This is a genomic window from Microbulbifer aggregans, assembly GCF_020524005.1.
GTDB lineage: Bacteria > Pseudomonadota > Gammaproteobacteria > Pseudomonadales > Cellvibrionaceae > Microbulbifer > Microbulbifer aggregans_A.
The window spans coordinates 24,012-44,252 of the sequence record NZ_JAIVKK010000012.1; the positions used below are offsets into that span (position 1 = coordinate 24,012).

Here is a 20,241-nt window from a genome sequence, read left to right on the forward strand (position 1 = left end):
TTTTCCGCATTTGGATTCTTGTGTGTTCTATGGGTGTTCCAACGCTTTATTTAAAGCCGTCTTCAATATTCGGGTACAACTCTATTTTAGGACTCCACAGCAACCACTCCTGCCTGGCCTTGCCATACAACGGGTAGTGGCTCCCGGATTCGACCTCAAGTCCCATCTCTGCATTGTCTGGTGTTGCGAACGCAATGCCGCCGGCCAGCAGGGCCTGGGTCGATTCAGTGTGCACATCGAGTCCCGTTTTCAGCCCGAAGTTCACATCCACACCACTGGCATTCCAGAAGACGCTGTGCTCACGCACCAGAGTGCGAAACTCCGGGTCAATATACACATAGATATAAACCCGGTCCGCCAGTTCCCCCAGTTGGTAGCCGGTTACCTGCCCCACCTGAACCTGCCGATAGTAGACCGGACTGCCGCGTTTGAGCGATCCCCTCCGCGGCGCGTCCAGAATCAACGCCAATCCCGGCTTCATCATGTAATCCGCCAAATCCAGTTCCGGCTTTGCCGGCAGCGCGGCAAACTCCACCTGCGGCTCGCCCTCACCGGGCTCCAGTTCAAGGTAGGGACCGGTAATCAGGGTATCCAGGTTATCCACGCCACCGAGGCCAATTTTAGGTCCCACGACCCAGAATCGGGTACCGTCACGGGCGAACCGCTCTGCACGTTTGTACAGCCTCGCCCGGGCGCGCACACCGTCCAGTTCGCGGTTCAGATACATACGGGTAATTTCGCCCACCTGAATCCCGCGGTAACGCAACGGAGCCCCCACTTTCAGGCCCTCGTCTCCGCTCAGGGCGAGATAGATGGTGATTCCCTCTTCCAACGCATCGTCGCGGCTGGCATACAGGCGGAAACTGTCCCCGTTTTGCGCGAGATCGGCGATTTTGGACGCTCTCGGCCCGCTGCCAAATGCGATACCTCCACGCACGATCGACAACAGAGAGTCCGCTTCCACCTCTATTCCCTGCAAGCTGGCATTGGCGCGCAACCCACTCACATTCCAGAAGCGGCTCTCCGAATTGACCAGGTGCGCGTATTCCGGCTCGATCACTACATAGACTTCAACACCGGAGCCATCGCCCTTCAGCTCCATTCCCTGTACCCGACCTACCGGCACGCGCCGATAGTAAACCGAGGCCCCGCGCTGCAGCGAACCGGTATTCCTCGCCGTCAACTGCAGGTGCAGGCCAGGCGCGCGCGGGTCTTTCGCCGGCGGCTTGGATTTCGCGCTGTAGCTGCGCAGGGAGCGCGATCCCCTGCGCAGGTCCACTTCAATCCGGTTCCCCTCCAGCAGGTCGTTCACCCCGGAGGAAAAATCCAGCGTCGGCGGCGCCAGCCAGAAGCGGGTATTTTCACTCAGCAGGTCGTCGGTACTCGGGTCCATCAGCACCTCGACCTCCATACCATCGATACTGCGATTGGCCTTAACCCTGCTCACCTGCCCGACCTGAATCCCCTGATACAGGACCTGCGTGCTGCCAGCCGTAAGACTCACGCCGCGGTCGAACTGCAGCGTTACCGGGATGCCCGCATCGGCCGCGGCGAAGCTTTTGTACAGTTTGAACTCGGAACCATCCACCGCCAGTGGCGACTGTTGCTGGGACTCCGGGGTATAGAAACTGACGCCACCCGCGATCAGCGAGGCGAGGGATTCCAGCTCGACATTCACGCCACTGATTCCGCCCTGCACGGATATCCCCGACGCATTCCAGAACTTACTGCCGCGATGTACCAGGTCCGCATATTCGCGACGGATAAACAGCTCGACTTCAACCTTGCTGTCATCTTCCGAAAGCCGGTAATTCTCCACCTGTCCCACTTCCAGTTGACGGTAGTACACCGGCGAGCCGCGATTGAGCGACCCCAGGCGCGGCGAGGTCACCTTCACCCGCAAGCCGTCGCCACGCACGTAAACCGGGGGTTCCGATACTGCGATAAAGTGTTTTTGCGGCTCGCCACTGCCCGGGTCGACCGCGATATAGTTGCCGGACACCAGGGTCTCCAGCCCACGCACCCCCGTAAGCGAGACCTGGGGTTTGACCAGCCAGAACTTGCTGCCTTTGGTCAGCAGGAAAGCGGCGCTGCGATTAAAGCGCACTTCCGCCAGAACACCGTCTTCACCGTTCAGGTCCTTGGCGTTTGGCATCAAGCGAAAATCTTCCACCACCCCGATATCGACACCAGAGTATTTCACTGCCGTCTTGCCGCGCACCAGGCCATCGCCGGTGGGAAACAGAATGGTCGCCTTGATATCCCCCTGGGTAAAATCCCGATAGAGCAGCCACGCGGCAATGATCGCGGCCACAAGCGGCAACAGCCATACCAGAGACAGGCCGCGGCTGCGCCGCGCCAGCCCCTCGGGCTGCGCCTGATACTCCGTTTGTGGCTCGCTCATCCATTCTCCCTATCGCTATATCCGTCGTTGTCTTGCGTTTCTATTCGCTGCGCGAGTTCCGCCGCTTCGACCTCGCGCTGCTCGTACATATCCCAGATCAAACGAGGGTCAAACGCGCGCACCGCAAACATGGTCACCACGACAACCGTGGCAAAGGCGGTGCTCCCCGGGCCCGCCTGCACTTCGGCAATGGCGCCCATATCAACTAATGCCACCAGGATCGAGATCATAAACAGGTCGAGGAGCGACCACCGTCCGATGGCGTTAACTACCCGGTATACGCGCATTGCCTGGCGCGGCGATACATCCAGCCGCCACTGCACAATCAGGCACAGCATCGCCAGCCCCACCAGTTTCATCACCGGCACCGCAATACTGGCAACGAACACAATCAGCGCGATGCCCCACAACCCGGCCTGATACAGTTCCAGCGCGCCGCCAATGATCGTGCTGGGCTCACCGGAGCCCAGATAAATGACGGTCATCACCGGCAGGATATTCGCCGGTATCAACAGCAGCGCACCGGTTATCGACAACGCCCAGGTCAGCATAATGCTGCTCTCGATCCGTGCGTGTACCCGCGCCCCGCAGCGGGGACAGATACAGCTTCTGGCGCCTTGTGGCGGCTCGATCAGTTGCCGGCAACCGAGACAGACCCACAACCCTTCCGACAGGGCACGCGCCGGGCGGTTCACCCTTCCACCTCAGAATCTATTCCGCCTGTTTTCCGCTTCCGCGCCTGCCGCTCTTTACGGGCAAGGCGTGCCCACACGGTTTCAGGATCAAACGAAACCTGCGCCGCACTCGCCGCCACCATCATGGCCACAAAGCAGTACAGACCCGGTTTGACTTCCATCTTGCCAAGGTCGGCCATCTTCACCAACGCTACCAGAATGCCCAGCATATAAACGTCGAGCATCCCCCACTCCTGCAAGTGCTCATACCAGCGCAGCGTGCGGGCCACAGATTTCCGCAGCCGCGCCCAGGCACTGCCCCAACAGATATATGCCAACATCACGAATTTCCCCAGTGGGGCGATTACGCTGCAAAACAATACGATCGACGCCAGCCACAGGTAACCCGCCGCAAACAGCGCCTGCACACCATTCATCAGGGTATTTTTTGCACCAAAGGTAAACAGGGAGAATTCCAGCAGGGGCAAGGTAGCGGTAGGGATAAAAAGCAGTATCCCGCTGATACTGAGCGACAGGGTATGGGCGATGCTGCGCTCCATATTGCGGTGTTGGGTCGCGCCACAGCGCGGACAGACGAGCTTACACCCCATGGGTGCGGTCAGGCGGGTGAGCAACAGGTCGCACTGATGGCAGGCCCGCCGCCAGCGCGCTGGCGAACTGCCAGCTCCAGGCTGCAACGGTTGTGACAACTGCCCCATGTATCGCCCCTGTTCGGATGACATCAAATTCCGTCCCAACTCGTACACGGACCCGGTTCAGACCTGGAAATGCACCGAACCCGCATCCGATTGGGCAACTCGCGGCGTCTGTTTCAATACCTGGGCCGACACCAAAGCCTTACCGCTGGCACACATGTGCTTTTCGCCGACGGAAAAAGCTCTATGGTTACCCCAAGCGCGAACGACCACCTACTATTTGCTACTGAACGCACATTCGCGTCAATTTAACGAAGATATACCAAATTGCGGTGTCCGTCGCCTCGACGCTCTCGCAGCCGGGAGGTACACTTTCGCGACCGTCGGCCCTATCGCGTTCTGCGCGTAATTAAAAGATACAAACCGGGCCAAGCCAGCACCGCCTCAAGAGCACTAATTACAGACTGGCACCATGGTTTACAGGAAAAGCAGGCGTCTGCCTGCGGTGGCCCTCGCCACCCGACCCGGCCACTGCGCCGGAAACTTGAAGACCGTAGCCGTCACAGGAACTCAATAGTAATGACAAGAAGTGCTAAACAGCGCACTCTGCGCCCGCTTAAATCCCTGCTCGCCGCCGCATTAATGGGCTTTGGCGCCATGCAGGCTCAGGCCGACACCCTGTGGGAAATCTACCTGCAGGCTCTGGATAACGATCCCCAGCTGGCTGCGGATCGCGCCGCCTATCGCGCCGGTCTTGAGGCTGAAAACCTGGGCCGCTCTGCCCTGCTGCCACAGGTCAATGCATTCGCAGAATTAAGTAAAACCAAAACCGACTACTCCTCGGCTGGCGTGCAATTCGACAGCACCAGGGGCCAATTACTCGACTCCGTTACTTCTGGGGAGCGAGACATCGACTCCACCACTTATGGGGCGAGCCTCAACCAGGCCCTGTTCGATCTGCCCGCATGGTTCGGTTTCAAGCAGGGAAAAAAGGTCAGTGAGCAGGCTGCGGCAGAATTCAGCGCCAACCAGCAGGACATGATGGTTCGCGTAGCCAGCGCCTACTTCGATGTGCTGCGCGCCCATGACGTACTCGAGGCCGCCCGCGCGGAAGAAGAAGCCCTGGCCAAGCAGCTGGAGCAAACCCAACAGCGTTTTGAGGTCGGCCTGACCGCCATTACCGATGTATACGATTCCCGCTCCGCTTATGACAGCGCCCGCGCCCGCCGCCTCACCGCGCAGGACGACCTGCTGAGCAATTTTGACGCCCTGTCTGTACTGACCGGCAAGCACCACGACACCGTCGCCCCGCTGGTAGAAAGTTTTTCGGTAGCGCCACCAAATCCGGCCGATCGCGCGTCCTGGGTCAACTTTGCCCTGGCCAACAACTTCAGCCTCAAAGCGGCGCGCCTGAACTCCGATGCGGCCCGCATGGGTGCCCGTGCGTCGGCGGCAGAGCACCTGCCAACCCTTAGCGGCTCTATTTCCTATCAGACCAGTGACGACGACGGCAGCAACAATGCCGTCACGCGTGTACCTGCCTTGAATGGAGAAATCGCTTCGGAGGTGGATGTCGATGACAGTACCGACGTCACGATGGCTGCAATCACCCTGAACATGCCGCTCTACACCGGCGGCCGCCTCAGCGCCAGCCGTCGCGAAGCCCGCAACCTCGCCTTCCAGGCCGAGGACGTGCGCAACCTGACCGAGCGCAATACCATCCAGAACACCCGCACTCTGCACCGCGCGGTTACTACCGACTCCTCCCGTGTAGAAGCCCGCCAACAGGCAGTCGTTTCTGCCAAGAGCGCCCTGGATGCTACCCAGGCCGGTTACGAGGTCGGCACCCGCAACATCGTTGACGTATTGCTGGCCCAGCGCACCCTGGCACAGTCCCAGACCGACTACGCCAACGCACTGTACGACTACGTCCTGAATACCCTGAACCTCAAGCTGGTGGCGGGTCTGTTGGCACCACAGGACCTGCAGGAGCTGGACACCAGCCTCAACCCCGGCGACCCGGTTTCCCGCGCCCACATCCTGGATACCGGTGCGGTACCGTTCAGCAAATAAGCGCTAGCAATACCGCAGAAAAAAAAGGCCGGCACTGCTATAGTGCCGGCCTTTTTTGTAAGGGCCTGGTTTTACGCGGCGCCCAATCGCCGCGGGCTACAATATTGAAGCCCTCTGCCAGCCCCGTTTTGCCATCTACAGCAGTGACCAAAGGTCGTCCATGAAGTGTCTTGTAACCGGAAATGCAGGCTTTATCGGTTTCCACGTCGCCAGAACCCTGCTTGAGCGCGGGGATTCCGTGGTCGGAATCGACAATGTAAACGACTATTACGACACCAGCCTCAAAGAAAGCCGCCTGCGCGAGCTGGACGCTGTCGCCGGCAAGCAAGGCGCCGAAGTCGAGTACCAGTTTTATCGGGGCAATATCGCCGACAGGGCATTGCTCGACCGCTGCTTCAGTGAACACAAGTTTGATCGCGTCATCCACCTGGCCGCGCAGGCGGGTGTCCGCCATTCGATCGAGCACCCGGAAGCCTACGTCGAAAGCAACCTGATCGGCTTCGCCAATCTACTCGAAGCCTGCCGGCACGCCTCAAGCCCGCACCTGACCTACGCCAGCACCAGCAGCGTGTACGGCGGCAATACCACCATGCCATTTAGCGAAGATCACAGCGCCGACCACCCGCTGCAGTTTTATGCTGCAACCAAGCGCGCCAACGAGCTGATGGCACACAGCTACAGCCACCTGTTCAGACTGCCCACCACCGGTCTGCGCTTTTTTACCGTGTATGGCCCCTGGGGCCGCCCCGATATGGCGCTGTTCAAATTTACCCAGCTGATCCTCGAGGAAAAGCCGATCCCCGTATTCAATCATGGGCATCACAGCCGCGACTTCACCTATATCGACGACATCGTCGAAGGTGTGATCAAATCCAGCGACCAGATCGCTACGGAAGACAGCAACTGGTCGAGCGCAGCGCCGACACCCTCGAGCAGTAATGCGCCTTACCGAATTTTCAATATCGGCAACGGCGACCCTGCGCAACTGTCAGAATATATCGAGGCGCTGGAAGAGGCCCTGGGGAAAAAGGCCATCAAAGAATTGCTGCCGATGCAGAAGGGCGATATTCCCGATACCCACGCCGACACCCGCAAGCTGCAGCAGGCGATCGGCTACAAACCCGGTACCGGAGTCAGGGAAGGTGTAGAAAACTTCGTGGAGTGGTACCGGAGTTACTATTCCGTGTGAAGGACCTGTTCGAACGACAGGACCCGGCCGGCTCAGCCGGCCATTTTCTCGCGATACCCTTCTTCGAGGGCGGCCCAATTGCTATCGTCGAAATGAAACACCGGGTGACGCCCCATTAGCTTGTCCAGGGAGCGCCGGAAGCGGGATAGGTTGGCGTCCGCTTCCTGCCTTGAAGGGGCATTGCGAATGGTGCCCTTATCGAAGTCAATCAGGTAGAGGTCGTCTGTGCCAGTCAGCAGGATATTGCTGGCATTGAGATCCGGATGGTAAATATTGTGCTGATGAAAAAGCGCGATCAACCCACCAAGCTTCGCCCACAGTGCATTATCCACGGGCTTGCTGCACAGAGCTTCAGTAAGATTCTCTGAGTCCGGCACCCGCTCGGTGATAAGCGCACCGCGGTATGCCAACGGCGGAACACTGACGCAGCGCGCCGCCACCGGGCGCGGCACCGGCAGGCCGAGCTTGCGCATGCTCCGCAGCATATTGAACTCCCGCCACACCCGGGTATTTGCCAGCCGGCTGTACAAATAGGACTTTTCCACCAGCCGCCCTGCCAGACCGCCCCGGTGGTACTGCTTGAATACCAGCTCCACGCCCTTGTACTCAAACATTACTGCCTTGCCGCGCTCTACCTGAGCGCAGTCGCTATTCGCTCGCAGCCACTCGCGGTTAAACAGCTTTTCGCAATCGGCGCCGACGATTTCATCGTCGTAGATCACTCTCGCCAATTTACTCCTGAATTGTCGGTACCCCACGAGCACTCCCCTCTCTGACGCCAGCCGGCGCCGTGATAACCTTTACACCAAGAATAATCAAGCACCAGGTACCCCCGGCGCCCCTGCCTCAGGAAAAGAGACCGCGCAGTTTGCGCTCAATGCGGTCCAGCACCTTGAGCCACCCGGCTCCCTGCATGGGGTCATAGGCCCAAGGCTTTTTAACCCGCAAGTTACCGCGAACTTTCAGACAATCTTCGGCTACCGGCAGCTTCGGCGACTGCCCCGCCTGTAAAGCGTCAACCTCTGCGGCCGTCATAATTTCCAGAGGATAAAGTCCACAACGCCGTGACCATTCACCAAAACGCAGCGCCAGCGACTTCTGTTTACCGCGATAGGCTCGCCCGTTGGGCAGCCACATGGAGAAAGGTGCGCGCATGCGTGCCATACGGCAGAAGAGCTCCGCCGCTTTCCGGTTGTTTACCGACTCACCGACCTCGAAATCCCAACCCACCTGACGGAGCCGCGCGGTATTTGCGATCAGCAGCGCGGAAAACCAGGTTCCAGTCGAACGCTTGCCCGGATACCAGAACCAGAAACCGCGCTCCTGATCAAAACGAAAATCGCGGTTGGCCGGCTTTCTCAGCGAAAAGCCACGCACGAAGGCCGGAGAGATAAATCCCAGGTCAGGCTGCTGCTCGAAGCTTTCGCGCAGAGCCTGAATGTCCGCCTCACTGAGGTGACGCACCATTTGTGTGTCGTCCTGAAGGAAACAGATCAGCTCGTCGTCACCCGCCATTTCATAAGCAGCCTGCATATTGGCGTAGAGCCCGCCCAGCTTGTGACCTGTCTCTGCCGTTTTATCGATGACCTGGTGTCGGGTGGCAACGTCAGCCAGCACACGCCGCGTCTCAGGGTCGTCACTGCCATCGTCAATCACCGTCAACCGGCAATGCGGCGCACAGGTTTCGATCGACTGGATGCAGTTCTCCAAAAACGGGCCACGATTATACGAAAAGACAAAAACGTGCATCTTTCTCTGTCCAAAAAATTTCGCGCAGCATACCAGAACCCCGATACTCAGTCGCAAACCAGTGAACGGAGTCGCGGATTGACGGTCGAACCTTTAAACGCCATGGCATGGATAGACGCCATTGAAAGCATTCCACAATGATATGAGCGATGTGACCCGCAGCAGGCCCAAAACCGCTAAACCAGACGAAGTCAGCCATCGCAGAAACCGCAGAATATAACGGATATCAATTCTGAACACTGAGTCCGCGGCGGGTTCGCTTTACCAAATGGCTTGGTATATCCTCCCCCGGCTCCAGATTCCGCTAGCCAAACAGACAACCGCAGAATACCCATGAAATTGTCCGTTATCATGACAACCTACAACTCCCCGACCTGGCTCGAAAAGGTCCTGTGGGGATACAGCTGCCAGACTGAGCAGCCACTGGAAGTCATTGTTGCCGATGACGGCTCTACCGATGAAACGGCGGAGCTGGTGGTGCGTATGCGCGAAGAAACGGGCCTGGATATTCGCCATGTCTGGCAAAAAGATGACGGCTTCCGCAAGTGCCGGATTCTCAACAAAGCCATTTTACACGCGCGCGGTGACTATGTGGTATTCACCGACGGCGACTGTATTCCGCGGGCGGATTTCCTCGCTGTACACAAGCGCCGTGCTGAACCGGGTTACTTCCTCTCGGGCAGCTACTTCAAGCTGCCCATGAGCACCAGTGAAGCCATCACCAAAGATGACATCCTGACCGGCCGCTGTTTCGACTACGCCTGGCTCAAGAACAATGGTCTCAAAACCAAGCGCAAGACGATGAAACTGCGCGCCAGCGAACGCTGGGCACCGCTATTGAACAGGCTCACCCCCACAGCCTGTAACCTGAAAGGTTCCAACGCCTCCGCATGGCTAAAGGACATCCTCACGGTCAACGGTTTCGAAGAGCGTATGGCCTGGGGCGGACTGGACCGTGAGTTTGGTGTGCGCCTGGAAAATGCCGGCATCAAACCCCGCCACGTGCGCTTCGATGCCGTCTGCATCCACCTGGATCATCCCCGCGGCTACGCCGACCGGGAAATCGTCGCCCGCAACAAGGCGATGCGCCTACGCGTTGCCAAAGAGGGCATCATCGAAACCCCGCAGGGAATCCGCCAGCTGACCGAAAGCGGTTACCGGCCCGAGTAATTCCGGCGTTCAGGCCACATCAACCTGGCCGACGCCCTACAAATCCAAGCCAATATGAATAGCAACATTCCCAAAAAGCACTGGTCCGATCCGATCGTCGAACTTTTCCTGCGCGCAGCCGCCAGCGGCTGGGTGCCCGCCTCGATGTTCCAGAAACCACTGCCTGTGAAAGAAGCCCGTGCAGCGCGTACCGGCCAACTGGATATCGAGATTGTGAGCCACTGCTGGCAGTATTCCCATTTCCTGATTTATCAGCTGAGCTCCCTGGCACTGTACCCGCCCACCAAGGCCACGGTGACCATGACCGTGTATTACAACAGTGAAGATACGCGCACCGCTGCGGTGCTGGACTACTTTGGCAAGCAACAGGTGCCCGGGATAACCTGGAACTGGCGCGAACTCCCGAAACACAGCCTGTTCCGGCGTGCCATTGGCCGCAATGAAGCGGCACTGGCCACCAAGGCCGACTGGATCTGGTTTACCGACTGCGACCTGATGTTCCGCGAGAACTGTATCGACCAGCTCGCAGAACTGCTGCAGGGCCGCACCGACAGCCTGGTGTTTCCATCCCGCGAGCGCATAACTTCCCTGCTGGCGGATGACGACCCCATGCTCAACTTCGACCCGAAAGATCTGCGGGTAATCGACATAGACGACTCCCGCTTTATCGAACAAACGCGAGACCGCGCCACCGGTCCCCTGCAAATCGCCCACGGCGATATCGCCCGTGCCGGCGGCTACTGCAATAGCCTCAGCTACTACCAAAAGCCGGCCGAGGGCTGGTGCAAAGCCCACGAAGACCGGGCTTTCCGCTGGCTACTGGGCTCCCAGGGCGTTCCGCTGGAAATTCCAGGCGTTTACCGTATTCGCCACGTCAGCAAGGGCCGCTACACAGGCAGCAAACTGAATACGCAGATTCGCAGCAACGTACGAAAGGCCACTGATAAACACTGACCGATCCGGCTCTGTTCGACTGTTTTGCAACAAAAAAAAGGCCTGGCACCTCTCGGTGCCAGGCCTTTTTTGATACGCCCACGACGGCGACCCTGCACTAACCCTGCATGACGGATTCCACTTCCACCACCGTACGCGCCAGTGCTCCACTGTTCTGGCCGGCCACTTCCCGCGCCCGAGCTCCAGCGACAACGCGGCTGTCACTGTCTGCCAGCCAGGCACCTACCTGCTGTGCCATTTGCTCGGCAGAATCCACCACGACAAGTCCACCGGCCTCCTCGAGAAGGCCTGATACCACACTAAAATTGTGCAAATGCGGACCACAAACCACCGGAACACTCCAGGCTGCCGGCTCAATCATATTGTGCCCACCCACTGGCACCAGACTGCCGCCAACAAAGGCCACGTCACAAGCGCCATAGAAACGCAACAACTCACCCATGGTGTCCCCGAGTACTACCTGATCGGAAGCTGCCGGCGCAGTGCCATCACTGCGCCGCACCACACCAAGCTTTCGCTCCCGACACATACGCGCCACACTGTCGAACCGCACCGGGTGTCGCGGCACCAATACCAGCAGTAAATCCGGAAACTGCTCACGCAGTTGCTGGTATGCATCGAGTACGACCTCATCCTCACCACCGTGGGTACTGGCTGCCAGCCACACCGGGCGCCGCGTCCTTCCACGCCATTGATGTGACAGCGCCTGCGCCTCGCTCACAAGGCCTGTGCCAATATGCAGATCAAACTTGATATTGCCTACCGAGATCACTTTCTCCGGCGGCATACCCAGCGCCACAAAACGCTCGGCATCCGCCTGATACTGGGCAACAACCTTGGTGAACTGACTGAGCATATCCCTGCTCAGACGGGGAAAATGCCCGTAACCTCTTGCCGACTTCGCGCTCAGACGGCCGTTGACCAGTACCGCCGGTATCTCCCGGCTTGCGCAGACGGACAGAAGATTGGGCCAGAGTTCTGTTTCCATGCTCACCAGCATATTTGGCCGCAGCGCCTGCACAAATGGCATCAGGCACTCCGGCAGATCAAACGGCAGGTAATAGTGCAACAGGCGGCCGTTAAGGATGGGCTCCAAGGCATCGTACACACTCTGGGAGCCGGTCGGGGTAGTGGTCGTCACCAGCCACTGCCAGCGCGGGTGACGGGCGGCAAGCTCCCGGATCAATGGGGTCGCCGCCAGGGTTTCACCAACGGAGACTGAATGAATCCAGATCAAAGGCGCACGGCTCGCGCGATCCGGGACCACGCCAAAACGTTCTCGCCAGCGGCGACGCCCGCCGGGTCTGGAAGGAACCAGGCCGAAGCGCTCACTCCAGCGTTTGCGATAGGCTGGGTCTGCCCGGCCGCGCCACCAAAGGTGCAGCAGCATGAGCGGAAGAGAAAGCCTGAATAACCAGGTATAAAGGTGGCGCATCAAATTTGAAACGGGAACTCGTTGACTAATTAGCGGGGAACAATTTCCGTGGAATTGCCGCCAGCGTTTGGTAGCATTCTACCCCATCTCCGCGCCACGCTGGTGCGATATGCATCACCAAGTGTCCCGCAGTGACGATCTCTGCTGTATTTGAGTCAACCGCCCAATGAATATATTGATGGTCAGCAACGAATTCCCACCCAGTGTCGGAGGTGTGCAGACCCATGTATTCGAGCTTTCCCGGGCACTGGTTGGGCTGGGGCACAGGGTGCGGGTACTTTGCCGCCACCGCAACAAATCGACAGCCGTCTTTGAGCGGCTGCACGGCATCGAGGTTGAGCGGCTGGCGCTGCCCGACAATCACCTGATTTACGACTGGCTACTCGGGCGAAGACTCAGGCAGCTGATTGAGCGCGACGGCTTTGAGCTCACCCATGTCCACGGCATGCGCCCGCTGCGGGCCTGCTCAAAACAGAAAGTACCGACACTGTTCACCAATCACACATCGTCATTTGTGCGTAGGGCTGAGCAAAGCGCACGTACACGCGACAAGATGTACAGGCTTCTGGCGCCCGTCTCCACTGTACTGACGCCCAGTGAAATACTTGCAGAAAAAACCCGCTCTATTGGTTACACCGGGCCGGTGGCCTTTATTCCCAACGGCGTGGACAATATCCAGTTCAGCCCCGGCACTTCCGACCTGAGAGCCCGACTGGGCATTCCCGACGATGCATTCGTGATCGCCATTGCCTGCCGGCTGGTACCCGTCAAAGGTGTGCGCTACCTTGCCCAGGCCGTGGCGGAAATAGATGACCCACGCCTGCATCTGGTGATTGCGGGCGATGGCGATGAGCGCGCGGATATCGAACACATATTGCAGCAAAAGCGCCAAAGCGGTCATGCCCATTTGCTGGGTGCAGTCGACAATACCGAGATGCCAGCGATCTATCGCGCCGCCAACGCCAGTGCCCTCCCGTCGCTGATGGAGGCCACCAGCATCGCAGGTCTCGAGGCCATGGCCTGCGGTCTGCCAATGATCGGCTCCAATGTGGGGGGCATTCCGTATATCGTCCAGCACGAGTCTACCGGACTCCTGGTGGAACCCGAGAGCTCAAGTCAGCTCAAAACTGCTATCGAACGGCTGCTGAGCCAGCCGGATAATTGCATAACGATGGGACAGCTAGCCATGGGCCGGGTCGCCGCCGAATTTACCTGGCGACACGTAGCCGAAAAGGTGCAGCTGCATTACAAAAAGATTTGCCCATGAACCCAGGCCCTGAAGCACTCACCACTGCCAAACCAGCATCCGCAGTACAAAAACAATACTTCCTGCCCGGTCTGTCCCAGTGGCAGCCAAACCGCTTACTGCAAGCGCGCCCGTGGCTACAGGTGACCGGAATTGGTGCACTGCTGGTATTCGGGTTCTTTGGTATCAGCCTCGACTCGATACCGGAAAAAGCCGCCACATTGGCCAATCTCTGCGGGCTCATCATGCTGGCCAAATACGGTAAACCGGTCGACGGCGTCTCCCTGCGCCGATCCGCCGTCGTGTGGCTGGCCATCGCTGCCATTGGTGTCGCACTGGTTTCCTGGGTCGCCTCCTGGATCTTGCACCCCCAGTGGGCGGAGTCTTCGTTCAAGGTACACCGGCTGACTGCCTGGTTTGCCATGATTCCCGTCGCAGTGATTCTCGGCGGACAAGCGCGCAACGCCCATATTCTCTGGATCGTAGCACTCGCGGGACTATTGTTTTCACCATGGATTTCAGGCGGTGGTCTGCAGGAGTGGCAACAGGGCTTTGCCGGACAGCGGATCGACTTCGGCCTGCACAACGCCCAGCATACAGCAATGCTGTTTGGCACCGCTGCACTCGGGCTGCTCGCCTTCGCGCCGGCCATTTTACGCAATCGCAAATATGCCTGGGGGCTTCGGCTGGGGTGGCTACTCGCGCTCGCGATCAGCGTTACGGTCGTCATTCTGACCCAGACCCGCGGGGTGTGGGCAGGTTTTCTGGCGGCACTGCCAATCCTGATCGTTGCCAGTGGTGTCAATCTGAGCAGGCATTTCAAACGCCTCCGCCGCTATTTAGCTATAGGTATTGCTGCGACCGCTTGCTCGACGATCCTCATAGGTTACCTTTCGCTCGGCGATATCGTCAGCCAGCGCCTGGAAGCGGAGCAGGAAACCCTGGCACTTGTACAGCAAGGCGACCTGGAAAAGATCCCCTATACCAGTAGTGGGATCCGCCTCCATACCTGGGCCGAGGCCACCCTCTGGATTGCCAGGCATCCTCTGGTGGGCTGGGGCGGCAATGGCCGCAGCCTGATCTTCGAGCACTCAACCGCGCTGCCGCAAGAAATCAAGCAGCGCTTTGGCCACCTGCACAACAGTTATCTGGACCTGCTGGTCAGCTTCGGCTTACTCGGGGGACTCCTGCTGGCAGCCATGGCCTACTGGATTATCAGCCGCTGCATCCGCTATTACCGCAGAGGACTAGTTTCCGGCGGCGACCTGACGTTTGCGCTCTCGTTCGGGGTATTTTTCGCCATCATCAACTGCTTTGAATCCTATCTGTTCTTCGACAGCGGTCGGCTGCTTCTGGCGATCATTGGTGGAGGACTCCTGACCCAGCTCTGGGCCGCCAAACGCCAGCAGGCTGCCGACGCAGCCGCGAATTCAGAAAGGGACTGAGTGTGCAGCCGGCACGGACTGCGCCGGCACATTCCCCTATAATCCGCGCCTGACACTCATTCCAAGGCGGGGGAATCTCTCAGTGAAAGTTATCCAGTTACTGCCCGCTCTCAATTCCGGCGGGGTTGAACGCGGCACCCTGGATTTGGCCCGTGCACTGGTAAGTGCCGGACACGAGTCGATCGTCATATCCAATGGCGGACGGCTGGTTCCGCAGCTGGAGAGTGAAGGCAGCCGGCATATCGCACTGCCCGTACACAAAAAATCCCTGGCCAGTTTGCGCCAGGTGCGCCCCCTGCGCCGACTGATCCGGGAACTGCAACCTGACATCCTCCATGTCCGCTCCCGCGTTCCCGCCTGGCTCACCTATCTCGCATGGAAAAAGCTCGATCCCAAAACCCGTCCGCGCCTGGTAAGCACCGCGCACGGCCTTTACTCGATCAACCGCTACAGCGCGATCATGGCCAGAGCCGATCAGGTCATCGCCATTTCTGACTGTGTAAACACCTACCTGCAGAAAAACTACAAGGACTACCTGCGCGCAGAGCCGGAAACCATTTATCGGGGTGTAGATACCAACGAGTTTTCCCCCGGGATTCCATCGCCATCGGGCTGGCTCGACAACACCCTGCAGGAGTTTCCGGCTCTGCGCGATAAACACTGGCTATTGCTGCCCGGGCGATTAACCCGCTGGAAAGGACAGGAAGATTTCATTTACCTGATTTCCGAGCTATCAAAATCCCGCAGTGATATCCACGGTGTCATTCTCGGCGGAGCGGAACAGAACAAGGAACACTTTACCGAAGAGTTGCAGGCCCTGACCCAAAAGCTCGGCGTAGCACACCTGGTATCTTTTGTCGGTCACCGCAGTGATATTCGCGAGTGGTACCGGCACTCCGCGCTGGTATACAACCTGTCGAAGAAACCCGAACCCTTCGGACGCACCGTCATAGAAGCCGTAGCGATGGGCACGCCCACCATTGGTTATGACATTGGCGGCCCGGCAGAATCCCTGCATCGCTGCTTCCCGGTGGGTCTGGTGGAAAATGGCAACCCGAAGCAGCTGCTTGAGACCAGTAACCGCCTACTGGAAAGTAGGGAAAAACCGGCCCTCGACCCGACATTTACCCTGGCGGAACAGGCCCGGCACACGATTGCGGTTTATGAAAAACTACTCAGCACAAATGCGGGGGGAAGCGGGGCAATATGCGGAGAGAAAAAGTGATCGACCTGAGCCAGTCCCAGCCTTTCGCTTCCGGAGGCAACCGCCACTGCTATCGCCACCCGCAGTACCCCGATCGCTGCATTAAGGTCATGCTGCCGGGCCGGATTATGCAATTGCGCAAGCGCGCCCCCTGGTACAAAGCATTTTTCAGTGATGATCAATTTGATGACAATGTCCGGGAAATAGAAGGATACCGTCAGGCAGCCCTGGAGAACGTCCCGACAAACAGCCCGGTTTGGCAGCACTTGCCCCGCTGGTATGGCACGGAAGAAACTACAGATGGTACCGGCACAGTATCAGAATTGATCCTCGACCGAGATGGCAATCCGGCGATCACCCTGGAACACTATCTACAGGAGCACGGGCTCGATGAAAGTATCCAGCGCGCGCTGGACCGATTCGCCCAGTGGCTGAGATCCACCCGGGTTATGACCAAAAACATCCTGCCCCACAACCTGGTGATTCGCGAATCACAAGGATTGCCACAGCTGGTTCTGATCGACGGTCTGGGGCGCGGGGCCTTTCTGCCTTCCGCGGTGCTGTTCGACCGATCCGGCGCCCGCTATATAGAACGCCGTATCCAGCGCATGTGGGCACGGGTGGAATGGGAAGTCTCCGATCGGAGCCTGACCTGGAAACAGGCGGAAAAGCTCAGCCGCCGGCGTTGATATCAGGCTCGCGCTGAAGGGCCGCAAGATAAACCTGCCAGGTTTCACTGGCCATCGCGTCCAGGGTCAGGCGGGCGCGGGCGCGGGCAAAATACGGGCTGTAGCTGTCCCGTAAGGCTTCCCGGTCTCCCACGGCCGCCGTCAGCAACACGGCCAGCCCTTGCTCGTCTTCCACCTCAGTCAGGTATTGCGCGGGAATGTTTTCGGCCACATAGCCCACATTTGTCGACACCACCGGACAACCGGCCAGCAGCGCTTCCGCCACCGTATAGGGACCGCCCTCATAGCGGGATGCGATCACCATCAAATCCGCCGCTGTATACCAGTCGGCAACCTGTGGCTGGTAACCGGTAAACCTTACCCGGTCCCCCAGGTCCAGTTTGTCAGCGAGCTGCTGCAATTCCGCACGCAATGGTCCGTCACCCAGAAGGTAGAGCACAGCGTCCCCAACCTCCGCCTTTGCCCAGGCACGCAGCAGGATATCGAGCCCTTTCGCAGGCACTAAACGCGCAACGGTTATGACCGCCGCCCTGCCTGTATCCAGGTGTTCACGGTAACTCTGCCCGGGCTCCGGCAGTGTTGTGCCATTGGGAATCACCCTCCACTCCAGAGCGGAATCGGAGACGGCCCGGTGACTCACCGCGATGCGATAGGAGAAGTGCTTCGCCAGACTGTCGCGGGGGTGCGGAATATTGTGGCGGGTTATGATCACTTGCGAGTGGATCCAGCGTTGCAACCACCGCATCAGGTGCGTCGGTTTGCCAGCGTGGGCATGGATCAGGTCGAACTGATAGCGGCGCATCAAGCGCAACAGCTGAAGGCTCAGCAGCGGGTTGCGGCGGCTACGATCAGTATCCACTCCCAGGAAATGTATTCCCTCGGGAAACATGTCCCGATAGCGAGGGTGGGCGATCACATAGACTTCGGCACCCGTATTGTGCCGCTGCCAGATGCACTGCTCTCGCACATGCTTCTCCAGGCCTCCAACCTCCTGACTGGAAAACAGATGGCAAACCCTCAGCGGCCGTGCAGCCTGGCCTCTGTACGTCGTCTTGTCGCGGGCGGTCGATCCAGTCACCGCTTCACTCACAGATCTGTTCCTCTACCACAGGAAAACCCGCCCTCAGCAGCAGGGCACGCGCGCAGGACACCTGTTGGTTAAACGGCGCACGCGCAGCCGGTTGTGTGCAACCGAATGCAATATCCTCAGTGACCAACCCCTGGTCGAGCAAGCGCTGAACCGCACTGCGAATCTTGTTGCGGGGATTGCGGCTGGGCAAAGAGATGATCCCGACGCGGGCCCGACTCTGCAGCGCTTCGAAAATCATGGAAACACTATCCCCGGTCACCCAGATGTGCCCCGCACGTGCCATCTGCTCCGCCAACCAGCCCGGAGGGCACTGTTGCCAGGAATGCAGCTCAGCACCGCTGTCGGCAAAGTGGTCCAGCGTTCCTTCCGGGGTGCGGCGGCTATCTGACACGGTCCACTGCAAAGGCTGCTGCAACAGCCGTTCGGCGTTCGACAGCACTTTCTGCGCGTCCCAGTGGAAATGCTTGCTCGGGCCGCCGAACAGCAGAAGCCCGCGGCTCGCCTCAGTCGGCAGATCAGGCAGGGGCTCGGTCAAAGCTCCCTGCGTCAAAATCACATTCTCAAGCGGGGACGGCCGGTCATGTTCCGGGACAATGGCAAAATCAAACCAGTCGATTGGCAGGCTCGGCGCCATGATGACGACACTGCGACCACCAAAGCAGCGGCGAGCACGCAATACCGCCCAGTGGCTGTGATGACCGGCACCGATAATGAAATCCGGCTTGGGCAACTGGTACAGAGCCTCGGGCAACCTCCCCCAAATGGGCATCGGCACTTCATTACAGGGCAAATCCCGGCAATCCACCCGATCGTGGCCCAGACAGCTGCGTAGCCCACTGACCAGTGCGGCACTCTGCTTTTCGTGAGCGCGATTGCCGTCCAGAAAACGCCAGATTGTCAGCACCGCCGGCCTCCCGTGATCTCGCCTGGAAACAAAGCGCGCATGCTACCCCAGCTGCCAGCGTGAATACAGCGGCCGGGACAATAGCGAACGCGGGGTATACTTGCCGACCAGTTCAATTGAACCCAAAGACCCCGCCAGTATAATGCTCGACAACTGACCAATTTAGCCCAAACTGGCTTCATATCCCGCCTCCCAAAGGCATACCGTCACTGCTGGCCTCTCATATCTATGCGCATTCTCCACATCGACAACCACCAGCAACGCAAATATGGGCACCTTCGGGTCAGTTGGGCACTCAAGCTGTACACAGGTCTCGTTCGGGCCGGACACAACGTACTGGCATTCAGTGATCGGGACGTTGCCGCGTATGAAGCACCGCTCGGCATTCGCGAGCTCGGCAAGAAAAAAACCAACCTGCGACTGCTGCAGACGGTAGAAGCGTTTGAGCCCGAGCTTATCGTTTTCGGTCATTGTGACCTGATTGAAAACAGTACCTTTGCCGAGATCCGCAGGCGGCACCCCGATATCGCCATCGCAGCCTGTAACAACGATCCGCTGTTCGTTCCCAGAAATGCAGCCAATATTGCCACCCGTTGTGAAGTGGCCGATGCCATGTTTGTCTCCACCGGCCGCGAAGCACTGGATATTTTCGCTGGCAAGCGGGCCAGCCTGTGGCATATGCCAAACCCCGTGGACCCCAGTGTAGACAGCGCGGATACCAGCCAGTTAACCACCGATGATCCGAGGCTGGAAGCAGACTTGCTGTTCTGCAGCAAATCGAAACAACACACAGAACGGGGCCAGTTGGTATCCAAATTGCAAAAATCCCTGCCCGAGGACTTTCGTTTCCACACCCCGGGTATGCAGGAGCAACCCACACTGTGGGGAAGAGATTACGAGCGCAAACTGGCACGCAGCAAAATGGGGCTAAATCTCAACCGCCAGGAAGGTTACCAGTGGTACTCCTCGGCGCGTATCGCGCAAATGGCCGGAAACGGCCTGCTGGTATTTACCCACGCCGCCGCTCGCTTTGATGAGTTCATGCCCGAGGAAACCCTTGCCTACTTCCGCGACGAATCCGAATTGCAGAAACTCGTGGCGGAGTTTCACCAGGACGACGCAAAGCGGCAACACTGGGCGTCCAGATGCCGGGCGTTTTTCCACCGGGAAATCAACAATACCCTGTACGCCCAATACATTGTCGAGGCCGCAACCGGGGTACCATTTACGCACGATTACGTCTGGGCACTGGGACAGTGATCCCCCAGGGTATAACAGGCTCGCCTTACGCTTGAGGCAGCTGTCATAATTACACTTTAAAATACGCGTTTATATGCCAGGTCAGCGGCAATAGGCGGC

At 58.8% G+C, this 20,241-nt stretch carries 17 protein-coding genes; 9 read left to right on the forward strand and 8 right to left on the reverse strand.

All coding sequences use genetic code 11. From position 1 onward, the window contains the following. Positions 1-46: 46 nt before the first annotated feature. From LC093_RS18000 to LC093_RS18010, 3 genes are read right to left on the reverse strand one after another with little or no spacing between them, the layout of a single operon-like run. Positions 47-2,404, reverse strand: coding sequence for a PqiB family protein (locus LC093_RS18000; RefSeq protein WP_226668092.1), 2,358 nt, complete (start codon positions 2,402-2,404; stop codon positions 47-49). Then, the gene (locus LC093_RS18005) at positions 2,401-3,099 is read right to left on the reverse strand and encodes a paraquat-inducible protein A (RefSeq protein WP_226668093.1); all 699 of its coding nucleotides are present in this window, start codon (positions 3,097-3,099) and stop codon (positions 2,401-2,403) included. The genes LC093_RS18000 and LC093_RS18005 overlap by 4 nt, the downstream gene beginning before the upstream one ends. Beyond that, entirely contained in the window at positions 3,096-3,821 is a 726-nt protein-coding gene (locus tag LC093_RS18010) for a paraquat-inducible protein A (protein ID WP_226668094.1), read from the reverse strand. Before LC093_RS18010 ends, LC093_RS18005 begins: the two co-directional genes overlap by 4 nt. 492 nt (positions 3,822-4,313) lie before the next feature. Here LC093_RS18010 and LC093_RS18015 point away from each other — a divergent pair, with 492 nt between their 5' ends. Together LC093_RS18015 and LC093_RS18020 are read left to right on the forward strand one after the other, a co-directional pair. Further along, a complete protein-coding gene (locus LC093_RS18015; RefSeq protein WP_226668097.1) occupies positions 4,314-5,807 on the forward strand; it encodes a TolC family outer membrane protein in 1,494 nt (497 codons plus the stop codon). A 160-nt stretch (positions 5,808-5,967) separates the two neighbouring features. After that, positions 5,968-6,996: an NAD-dependent epimerase gene (locus LC093_RS18020; protein WP_226668101.1), complete on the forward strand. Its 1,029-nt coding sequence runs from the start codon at positions 5,968-5,970 to the stop codon at positions 6,994-6,996. Between the two features lie 32 nt (positions 6,997-7,028). Here LC093_RS18020 and LC093_RS18025 read toward each other — a convergent pair whose 3' ends face one another. Then, complete coding sequence (locus LC093_RS18025) at positions 7,029-7,760, reverse strand: 3-deoxy-D-manno-octulosonic acid kinase (protein ID WP_319004948.1); 732 nt, start codon at positions 7,758-7,760, stop codon at positions 7,029-7,031. An 82-nt stretch (positions 7,761-7,842) separates the two neighbouring features. Continuing rightward, entirely contained in the window at positions 7,843-8,745 is a 903-nt protein-coding gene (locus LC093_RS18030) for a glycosyltransferase family 2 protein (protein WP_226668108.1), read from the reverse strand. A 333-nt stretch (positions 8,746-9,078) separates the two neighbouring features. On the opposite strand from LC093_RS18030, the gene LC093_RS18035 reads away from it, so the two are divergent. Both LC093_RS18035 and LC093_RS18040 read left to right on the forward strand, forming a co-directional pair. Next, positions 9,079-9,915, forward strand: coding sequence for a glycosyltransferase family 2 protein (locus tag LC093_RS18035; RefSeq protein WP_226668110.1), 837 nt, complete (start codon positions 9,079-9,081; stop codon positions 9,913-9,915). Between the two features lie 54 nt (positions 9,916-9,969). After that, the gene (locus tag LC093_RS18040; RefSeq protein WP_226668113.1) at positions 9,970-10,869 is read left to right on the forward strand and encodes a glycosyltransferase family A protein; all 900 of its coding nucleotides are present in this window, start codon (positions 9,970-9,972) and stop codon (positions 10,867-10,869) included. A gap of 97 nt (positions 10,870-10,966) precedes the next feature. On the opposite strand, the gene waaA is transcribed toward LC093_RS18040, so the two are convergent. Next, positions 10,967-12,259, reverse strand: a complete 1,293-nt coding sequence (waaA, locus tag LC093_RS18045) for a lipid IV(A) 3-deoxy-D-manno-octulosonic acid transferase (protein ID WP_226668115.1) — start codon at positions 12,257-12,259, stop codon at positions 10,967-10,969. A gap of 211 nt (positions 12,260-12,470) precedes the next feature. On the opposite strand from waaA, the gene LC093_RS18050 reads away from it, so the two are divergent. The 4 genes from LC093_RS18050 to LC093_RS18065 all read left to right on the forward strand — a co-directional run bounded on the left by LC093_RS18050 (position 12,471) and on the right by LC093_RS18065 (position 16,888). Beyond that, positions 12,471-13,571 carry a glycosyltransferase family 4 protein gene (locus LC093_RS18050; protein ID WP_226668119.1) on the forward strand — a complete coding sequence of 367 codons (1,101 nt, stop codon included), beginning with the start codon at positions 12,471-12,473 and terminating at the stop codon, positions 13,569-13,571. After that, positions 13,568-14,995, forward strand: a complete 1,428-nt coding sequence (locus LC093_RS18055; RefSeq protein WP_226668122.1) for an O-antigen ligase family protein — start codon at positions 13,568-13,570, stop codon at positions 14,993-14,995. Before LC093_RS18050 ends, LC093_RS18055 begins: the two co-directional genes overlap by 4 nt. Before the next feature lie 82 nt (positions 14,996-15,077). Then, the gene (locus LC093_RS18060; protein WP_226668125.1) at positions 15,078-16,220 is read left to right on the forward strand and encodes a glycosyltransferase family 4 protein; all 1,143 of its coding nucleotides are present in this window, start codon (positions 15,078-15,080) and stop codon (positions 16,218-16,220) included. After that, on the forward strand, positions 16,202-16,888 hold the full coding sequence (locus LC093_RS18065) for a YrbL family protein (protein WP_226668128.1): 687 nt from the start codon (positions 16,202-16,204) through the stop codon (positions 16,886-16,888). The genes LC093_RS18060 and LC093_RS18065 overlap by 19 nt, the downstream gene beginning before the upstream one ends. Here LC093_RS18065 and LC093_RS18070 read toward each other — a convergent pair. Together LC093_RS18070 and LC093_RS18075 are read right to left on the reverse strand one after the other, a co-directional pair. Continuing rightward, a complete protein-coding gene (locus tag LC093_RS18070; protein WP_226668131.1) occupies positions 16,872-17,978 on the reverse strand; it encodes a glycosyltransferase in 1,107 nt (368 codons plus the stop codon). The genes LC093_RS18065 and LC093_RS18070 overlap by 17 nt on opposite strands. Continuing rightward, positions 17,971-18,882, reverse strand: a complete 912-nt coding sequence (locus LC093_RS18075) for a mitochondrial fission ELM1 family protein (protein ID WP_226668133.1) — start codon at positions 18,880-18,882, stop codon at positions 17,971-17,973. The genes LC093_RS18070 and LC093_RS18075 overlap by 8 nt, the downstream gene beginning before the upstream one ends. A gap of 228 nt (positions 18,883-19,110) precedes the next feature. Here LC093_RS18075 and LC093_RS18080 point away from each other — a divergent pair, with 228 nt between their 5' ends. Then, complete coding sequence (locus tag LC093_RS18080; RefSeq protein ID WP_226668135.1) at positions 19,111-20,142, forward strand: glycosyltransferase; 1,032 nt, start codon at positions 19,111-19,113, stop codon at positions 20,140-20,142. Positions 20,143-20,241: the final 99 nt, after the last annotated feature.